Here is an 8,772-nt window from a genome sequence, read left to right as displayed (position 1 = left end):
CCTCAGATTTGGGCGCCATCATAGCGCCCGATTGAAGTGTCCAAAATCATTAGGCCAGTTCAAGCCAGCTCCCACATTTGAAGGTATTAACAGATCCAAATGTGGGAGCTGGCTTGCCTGCGATGAGGCCCTACCAATCAACACAAATCCCACAGGCATAAAAAAGCCCCGAACCAGTCGGGGCTTTTTCATTCAGCGCTGATGCTTAGCGCGGGAACGACGGCGGGTTGACCCCGGCCATGTCTTCCATCACGCGAACCACCTGGCAGCTGTAGCCGAACTCGTTGTCGTACCACACGTACAGGACAACACGGTTGTCCTGGGTGATGGTCGCCTCGGCGTCCACCACACCGGCGTGGCGCGAGCCTACGAAGTCGGTGGACACCACTTCCTGCGAGTTGACGAAGTCGATTTGCTTATGCAGATCGGAGTGCAGCGCCATGTAGCGCAGGTACTCGTTCATCTCTTCACGGGTGGCGGCTTTCTCAAGGTTCAGGTTGAGAATGGCCATCGACACGTTTGGCGTCGGCACACGGATCGCGTTACCGGTCAGTTTGCCAGCCAGCTCAGGCAGGGCCTTGGCAGCAGCGGTGGCAGCACCGGTCTCGGTGATCACCATGTTCAGCGCGGCGCTACGACCACGGCGATCGCCCTTGTGGAAGTTGTCGATCAGGTTCTGGTCGTTGGTGTACGAGTGGACCGTTTCAACGTGACCGTTAACGATGCCGAACTTGTCATTCACAGCTTTCAGCACCGGCACGATGGCGTTGGTGGTGCAGGAAGCAGCGGACACGATCTTGTCGTCAGCGGTGATTTCGCCGTGGTTGATACCGTGAACGATATTCTTCAGCTTGCCCTTGCCCGGTGCGGTCAGGACAACGCGGTCGATACCCGGGCAGGCCAGGTGCTGGCCCAGGCCGTCGGCATCACGCCATACGCCGGTGTTGTCCACCAGCAGGGCGTCCTTGATGCCGTACTGGGTGTAGTCCACCTCAGTCGGGTTCTTCGCGTAGATCACCTGGATCAGGTTACCGTTGGCGGTGATGGTGTTGTTTTCTTCGTCGATGACGATGGTGCCGTTGAACGGACCGTGTACCGAGTCGCGACGCAAGAGGCTCGCGCGTTTGGTCAGGTCGTTCTCGGCGCCTTTGCGCACAACGATGGCACGCAGGCGCAGGCCGTCGCCGCCACCGGTTTTTTCGATCAGGATGCGCGCCAGCAGGCGGCCGATACGACCGAAGCCGTACAGGACCACGTCGGTGCCTTTGCGGGCTGCGGCGTTTTGCTGGCCAACCACGTCAGCCATTTCTTCACGCACGAACTGCTCGGCGGTACGGCCGGCACCTTCTTTGCGGAATTTGTAGGCCAACTTGCCCAGGTCTACCGAAGCCGCGCCGAGCTTGAGCTCGCTCATGGCCTTGAGCAGGGGGAATGTTTCGTGGACGGAGAGTTCGCTGTCGTCGGCGGAGCGATGGCGAGCAAAGCGGTGGGCTTTGAGAATCGCGATGACTGATTGGTTGATCAGGCTGCGGCCATAGATCGAGCTCACCACATTGTTATTGCGGTACAGCTGACCGATAAGCGGAATCATCGCTTCAGCGAGCGCTTCACGGTCGATCCATTCACCAAGACACTGGTCGGGCTTCTGAGTCACGGGAACCTTCCACATGTAGGGGCAGAAAAAAGGGGCTACATTATGCCGCCCGGTCGCCCTCGGAGCAATGCGCCACAGGCAACAAAAAGTGCTTGCGAAAAATTGACACCCCTCTGCAGCCCAGTAAATACGCGGGTTCCAGAAGGCCACCTGGTTGGCAGTCAGCGTGACTTGTCCGTAACCCTCCGAAAACCTCGTGCTTTTTGACACTACATATTGAGTCAAAACCCAGCATTGTTTGTCTTAGCCACTACATTTCCTACAAACCGTAATAGGCTCAGTCAGCAACTGACAGACGGCGCCTCGGACCGTTACAATTACCGACTTTGTCGCAACGCTTGGAGCTCAACCTTCCGTGCCCGTCCTGCGTCTACCGCTTCTCCCTGCTGCGGCAGGCAAACAGCACTGGGGCAACCTGCCCGGTGCCGCCCTGAGCCTGGCCATTGCCGAGGCTGCCAGCGCAGCCAAGCGCTTTACCCTGCTGCTCACCGCCGACAGCCAAAGCGCCGAACGGCTGGAGCAGGAGCTGAGCTTCTTCGCCCCCGATTTGCCGGTGCTGCATTTCCCCGACTGGGAAACCCTGCCCTACGATCTGTTCTCGCCGCACCAGGACATCATTTCCCAGCGCATCGCCAGCCTGTACCGCCTGCCGGAACTGGCCCACGGCGTGCTGGTGGTGCCGATCACCACCGCGCTTCACCGCCTGGCGCCGACCAAGTTCCTGCTCGGCAGCAGCCTGGTACTGGATGTCGGCCAGAAGCTGGATGTCGAGCAGATGCGCACGCGCCTGGAAGCCAGTGGTTACCGCTGCGTCGACACGGTGTACGAACACGGTGAGTTCGCCGTGCGTGGCGCGCTGATCGACCTGTTCCCGATGGGCAGCAAACTGCCCTACCGCATCGACCTGTTCGATGACGAAATCGAGACCCTGCGCACCTTCGACCCCGAGAACCAACGCTCCATCGACAAGGTGGAGTCGGTCAAGCTGCTGCCGGCGCGGGAATTCCCGCTGCAAAAAGACGCGGTCACCCGCTTCAAGGCGCGCTTTCGTGAACGTTTCGACGTGGACTTCCGTCGCTGCCCGATCTTCCAGGATTTAAGCAGCGGGATTACACCAGCCGGTATCGAGTACTACTTGCCGCTGTTCTTCGACGAAACCTCCACCCTCTTCGATTACCTGCCCCAGGACACCCAGGTGTTCTCGCTGCCGGGCATCGAACAGGCTGCGGAAAACTTCTGGAACGACGTGCGCAACCGCTATGAAGAGCGCCGTGTCGATCCGTCCCGCCCTTTATTGCCGCCGGCCGAGCTGTTCCTACCGGTAGAAGACTGCTTCGCCCGCCTGAAAAGCTGGCCGCGCGTGGTCGCCAGTCAGCAGGACGTGGAAAGTGGCGCCGGCCGCGAGCGCTTCCCCGCGCAAACGCTGCCGGACCTGGCCATCCAGGCCAAGGCCAACCAGCCGCTGGAAGCGCTGTCCAATTTCCTCGGTGACTTCCCTGGCCGCGTGCTGTTCACCGCCGAATCCGCCGGCCGCCGCGAAGTGCTGCTGGAATTGCTCGAACGCCTGAAGCTGCGGCCGAAAACCGTCGACAGCTGGCCCGACTTTGTAAAAAGCAAAGACCGCCTGGCGATCACCATCGCGCCGCTGGATGAAGGCTTGCTGCTGGACGACCCGGCCCTGGCCTTGATCGCCGAGAGCCCGTTGTTCGGCCAGCGCGTGATGCAGCGCCGTCGCCGCGAAAAACGCGCCGACGCCAACAACGACGCGGTGATCAAGAACCTCACCGAGCTGCGCGAAGGCGCACCGGTGGTGCACATCGACCACGGCGTGGGCCGCTACCTGGGCCTGCAGACCCTGGAGATCGACAACCAGGCCGCCGAATTCCTCACCATGGAATACGCCGAGGGCGCCAAGCTCTACGTGCCGGTGGCCAACCTGCATTTGATTGCGCGCTACACCGGCAGCGACGACGCGCTGGCGCCGTTGCACCGCCTGGGCTCCGAGACCTGGCAGAAAGCCAAGCGCAAGGCCGCCGAACAGGTGCGCGATGTGGCCGCCGAACTGCTCGACATCTACGCACGCCGCGCCGCTCGCGAAGGTTATGCGTTCGCCGACCCGAAGGCCGACTACGCCACTTTCAGCGCAGGCTTTGCCTTCGAAGAAACTCCGGACCAGCAAACCACCATCGAAGCGGTGCGCGCCGACATGCTCGCGCCCAAGCCGATGGACCGCCTGGTGTGCGGCGACGTGGGCTTCGGCAAGACCGAAGTGGCCATGCGCGCGGCCTTCATCGCGGTACACGGTGGCAAGCAGGTGGCGATCCTGGTGCCCACCACCTTGCTCGCCCAACAGCACTACAACAGCTTCCGCGACCGCTTCGCCGACTGGCCGGTGACCGTGGAAGTGATGAGCCGCTTCAAGTCGGCCAAGGAAGTGAATGCTGCGGTCGCTGATTTGGCCGAGGGCAAGATCGACATCGTGATCGGCACCCACAAGCTGCTGTCCGATGATGTGAAGATCAAGAACCTGGGCCTGGTGATCATCGACGAAGAACACCGCTTCGGCGTGCGCCAGAAGGAACAGCTCAAGGCCCTGCGCAGCGAAGTCGACATCCTCACCCTCACCGCCACACCGATTCCACGCACGCTGAACATGGCGGTGTCGGGCATGCGCGACCTGTCGATCATCGCCACGCCGCCGGCGCGCCGCCTGTCGGTGCGCACGTTTGTGATGGAGCAGAACAAAAGCACGGTCAAGGAAGCGCTGCTGCGTGAACTGCTGCGCGGCGGGCAGGTGTACTACCTGCACAACGACGTGAAGACCATCGAGAAATGCGCCGCCGACCTTGCCGAGTTGGTGCCGGAGGCACGTATCGCCATTGGCCACGGGCAGATGCGCGAGCGCGAACTCGAGCAGGTGATGAGCGACTTCTACCACAAGCGCTTCAACGTGCTGATCGCCTCGACCATCATCGAGACCGGCATCGACGTGCCGAGCGCCAACACCATCATCATCGAGCGCGCCGACAAGTTCGGCCTGGCACAACTTCATCAGCTGCGTGGCCGCGTCGGGCGCAGTCACCACCAGGCCTACGCCTACCTGCTGACGCCGCCGCGCCAACAGATCACCGGCGACGCCGAGAAACGCCTGGAAGCCATCGCCAACACCCAGGACCTGGGCGCCGGCTTTGTGCTGGCCACCAACGACCTGGAGATCCGGGGTGCCGGCGAACTGCTGGGCGACGGCCAGAGCGGGCAGATCCAGGCGGTGGGGTTCACCCTTTATATGGAAATGCTTGAGCGCGCGGTGAAAGCCATCCGCAAGGGCGAGCAACCGAACCTCGATCAACCGCTGGGTGGCGGTCCGGAAATCAACCTGCGCCTGCCCGCGCTGATCCCCGAAGACTACCTGCCGGATGTGCATGCGCGGTTGATCCTGTACAAGCGCATCGCTTCGGCCACCGACGAAGAAGGCCTCAAGGATCTGCAGGTGGAAATGATCGACCGTTTCGGCCTGTTGCCGGAACCGACCAAGAACCTGGTGCGCCTGACCCTGCTCAAATTGCAGGCCGAGCAGCTTGGCATCAAGAAAGTCGACGCCGGGCCGCAAGGCGGGCGCATCGAATTCGAAGCGCAGACACCGGTGGACCCACTGGTGCTGATCAAGCTGATCCAGGGCCAGCCCAACCGCTACAAGTTCGAAGGGGCTACGCTGTTCAAGTTCATGGTGCCGATGGAACGCGCCGAAGAACGCTTTAATACATTGGAGGCGCTGTTCGAGCGCCTCATCCCGAAATCTGCTTGAAGGACGCCCCAATGCGCCTGTTCCGCATGTTGAGCCTGTTGTTGGTGGTCGTGGCGCCGGCGGCCTTTGCCGACAGCCCGTACCAGGTGGAAATGATCCTGGTGCGCCAGAACGCAGAACCGGTGATCAACAGCCGTGCCGCGCCGGAAAACTGGGATGCCGGTGCAGCGCGCTTGGGCACCGATAAAATGAGCCCGCCGCGCCTGAACAACATTGTCGACAAGCTCAGTGCCGACAACAGCTACACCGTGCTGGCGCACAAGGCCTGGGAACAGAACCTGGGCGACCAGCCGGTGAAGGTCGCGATCACCGACGGCACGGAGCAGTTCGGCCAGTTCCCGCTCGAAGGGGTGTTGAGCCTGCAACTGGGCCGCTTTACCGATATTGATGCCGACTTCTGGATCAACCAGTTCGACAGCAACGGCAGCGTGGTCACCAGCGAACACCTGAGCCAGAAAGACGTGCGCACCAAGAACAACCAGCTCAATTACCTGGATGGCGGCCACCTGGCGCTGCTGATCAAGATCACTTCGCTCACCGCCAAACCGCCCAGCGCACCCCCGCCCGACATTCAGGACTGATCCAGCACCATGCCCCTGACGTCGTCCTTGACCAAACCCCTGGCCCCTTCGTGGGCCAATCGCTTTAAAGAGCAAAGCCTTGAGCGTGGCCGGCGCTATGCTCTGGAAAACCGGGTGCGCATCGTCGAGTCCGGTGACAGCACCATCGTTGCCAGTTGCGAAGGCTCGGGCGGCAACGTGTATCGGCAGACCATCTCACTGCGTGAGTCGGCCAAGGGCACCTTGATTCTGGTGGACAGCCGCTGTACCTGCCCGGTGCACACCAACTGCAAACACATCGCCGCGGTGCTGCTCAAGGTCCAGGAAACCCTGGCCTACCCGGCCGCCGCCCAGGATGCCGAGCTGCTGGAGAAACTCCAGGCGGTGCTGGATAACCGCGTGGTACTGCCGCAAGTAGTGATGGAGGACGTGCTGCCGGTGCCGCGCCTGTGGATGGCCAGTGTCGAGTTCAGCGCGTTTGAACCGCGCAACGGCAAGATGCAGCGCTATATCCAGCACCGAGCAGCGCTGTCGTTCAATTACCTGGACAACTATGTCAGCGGGCAGAAAAATGCCGACATCATTGTGCGCCAGGAAACCCAGAGCCTGCGCATCAAGCGCCATCCCGAACTGGAACAACCCTATCGCGAACAGCTGCGCCTACTGGGGTTCAAGATCGCCACGCGCCAGAGCAAAGCCCTGCCGGAAAGCGCCGGCGAGCTGTTCGAGATGGTCAATGACAGTGCCTGGCTGAACTTCACGCTCAATGCCTCGCCGGGTTTACGCGCCGAGGGTTGGGAGCTGCAGATCGACGAGGACTTCGGTTTCGACCTGAGTGCCGTCGATGACTGGTACGCCACGGTCGATGATGGGCCGGAGCGCGACTGGTTCGACCTGGAACTGGGGATCATCGTCAACGGCGAGCGGCTGAGCCTGTTGCCGATCCTGCTGAACCTGATGCGCTCCCATACCGAGATCCTCAACCCCGAGAAACTGGCACGACGCCGCGATGACGAGCTGATCCTGGTGAACATACCGGGCCTGCCCAACGGTCACGGTCCGATACAGGTCGCGTTGCCCTACGGCCGTTTGAAACCGGTACTGGCGACCCTCGGCGAATTTTACCTGCAGGAATCGGGTACCACGGCTTTGCGGCTGGCCAAGGCCGACGCGATCCGACTGAACCCGCTGGAAGACCTACCCCTGCAATGGGAAGGCGGCGAGAAGATCCGCAACTTTGCCCAGCGCCTGCGGGATATCCGGGACTTCACCTGCGTGGCGCCCGAAGGCTTGAACGCCACCTTGCGCCCCTACCAGCTGGAAGGCTTGAGCTGGATGCAGTCACTGCGCCAGTTGGACGTTGGCGGGATTCTTGCGGATGACATGGGCCTGGGTAAAACCCTGCAAACCCTGGCGCATATTCTCACCGAGAAAGCCGCTGGGCGCCTCGACCGCCCCTGCATGGTGGTGATGCCTACCAGCCTGATTCCCAACTGGCTCGACGAAGCGGCGCACTTCACCCCGCAACTCAAGGTGCTGGCGTTGTATGGCGCCGGGCGCAAGAAACATTTCGCCAACCTGCAGGATTACGACCTGCTATTGACCACCTACGCGCTGCTGCCCAAGGATATCGAGCAGCTCGCCACCCTGCCCTTGCACGTGCTGATCCTTGATGAGGCCCAGTACATCAAGAACCCGTCCAGCAAGGCGGCCCAAGCGGCGCGTGAGCTGAATGCACGGCAGCGTTTGTGCCTGAGCGGCACGCCGTTGGAAAATCATTTGGGTGAGTTGTGGTCGCTGTTTCACTTCCTGCTGCCGGGCTGGCTGGGCGACGTGAAAAGCTTCAACCGCGATTACCGCGTGCCGATCGAAAAACGCGCCAGTGATGTGCGATTGCAGCACCTGAACGGTCGGATCAAGCCGTTCCTGTTGCGCCGCACCAAAGAACAAGTGGCCACCGAGCTGCCGCCCAAGACCGAAATCATCCACTGGGTCGACCTCAACGAAGCCCAGCGTGATGTGTACGAAACCATGCGCCTGGCCATGGACAAGAAGGTGCGCGACGAGATCACCCGCAAGGGTGTGGCACGCAGCCAGATCATCATTCTTGAGGCGCTGCTGAAGTTGCGTCAGGTGTGCTGCGACTTGCGGCTGGTCAACGATGCCACCCTGCCCGCCCGTGGCAGCAGCTCGGGCAAGCTCGACAGCTTGATGGAAATGCTTGAGGAGTTGTTTGCGGAAGGTCGGCGAATCCTGCTGTTTTCCCAGTTCACCTCAATGCTGAGCCTGATCGAAGCCGAGCTGAAAAAACGTGGCGTGGCCTACGCACTCCTGACGGGCCAGACCCGGGATCGTCGCACGCCGGTGAAGGACTTCCAGAGCGGCAAGCTGCAGATTTTTCTGATCAGCCTGAAGGCCGGCGGCGTGGGCTTGAACCTGACCGAAGCCGACACGGTGATCCACTACGACCCCTGGTGGAACCCCGCCACGGAAAACCAGGCGACTGACCGGGCGTATCGCATTGGTCAGGAGAAACCGGTGTTCGTCTACAAGATGATTGCCCGGGGCACGGTGGAGGAGAAAATCCAGCACCTGCAGAAGGAAAAGTCCGATTTGGCGGCGGGCGTGCTGGATGGGCGTACGACCGGGGACTGGCAGTTGGGCAATGAGGATATTGAGGCGTTGTTTGCGCCGTTGCCCAATAAGCAAGAAAAGCGCTGACAGGTAGATTGCTATCGCCGGCAAGCCAGCTC

General features: G+C 61.4%; 4 protein-coding genes. 3 read left to right on the top strand and 1 reads right to left on the bottom strand.

The annotated features are described in order from the left end of the window. Positions 1 to 205: 205 nt before the first annotated feature. Complete coding sequence (locus tag AC07SU_RS26560; RefSeq protein ID WP_494998741.1) at positions 206 to 1,669, bottom strand: glyceraldehyde-3-phosphate dehydrogenase; 1,464 nt, start codon at positions 1,667 to 1,669, stop codon at positions 206 to 208. 340 nt (positions 1,670 to 2,009) lie between these two features. Here AC07SU_RS26560 and mfd point away from each other — a divergent pair, with 340 nt between their 5' ends. The 3 genes from mfd to AC07SU_RS26545 are packed head-to-tail and all read left to right on the top strand — an operon-like array spanning position 2,010 to position 8,740. Next, a complete protein-coding gene (mfd, locus tag AC07SU_RS26555; RefSeq protein WP_176995346.1) occupies positions 2,010 to 5,459 on the top strand; it encodes a transcription-repair coupling factor in 3,450 nt (1,149 codons plus the stop codon). Between the two features lie 11 nt (positions 5,460 to 5,470). Then, entirely contained in the window at positions 5,471 to 6,040 is a 570-nt protein-coding gene (locus AC07SU_RS26550) for a CsiV family protein (RefSeq protein ID WP_494998740.1), read from the top strand. Between the two features lie 9 nt (positions 6,041 to 6,049). Then, positions 6,050 to 8,740, top strand: coding sequence for a DEAD/DEAH box helicase (locus tag AC07SU_RS26545; protein ID WP_494998739.1), 2,691 nt, complete (start codon positions 6,050 to 6,052; stop codon positions 8,738 to 8,740). The last annotated feature ends 32 nt before the right edge of the window (positions 8,741 to 8,772 follow it).

Source organism: Pseudomonas sp. GW821-FHT05H12, from assembly GCF_059419385.1.
The sequence above is the reverse complement of the archived record's forward strand: the minus strand, read 5'-3'. Positions and strand labels throughout refer to the sequence as shown.

Bases quoted from the DNA above. Each gene is read 5' to 3' on its own strand.
- AC07SU_RS26560 (WP_494998741.1), bottom strand. From the start codon at position 1,669: ATGTGGAAGGTTCCCGTGACTCAGAAGCCCGACCAGTGTCTTGGTGAA.
- AC07SU_RS26550 (WP_494998740.1), top strand. From the start codon at position 5,471: ATGCGCCTGTTCCGCATGTTGAGCCTGTTGTTGGTGGTCGTGGCGCCG.
- AC07SU_RS26545 (WP_494998739.1), top strand. From the start codon at position 6,050: ATGCCCCTGACGTCGTCCTTGACCAAACCCCTGGCCCCTTCGTGGGCC.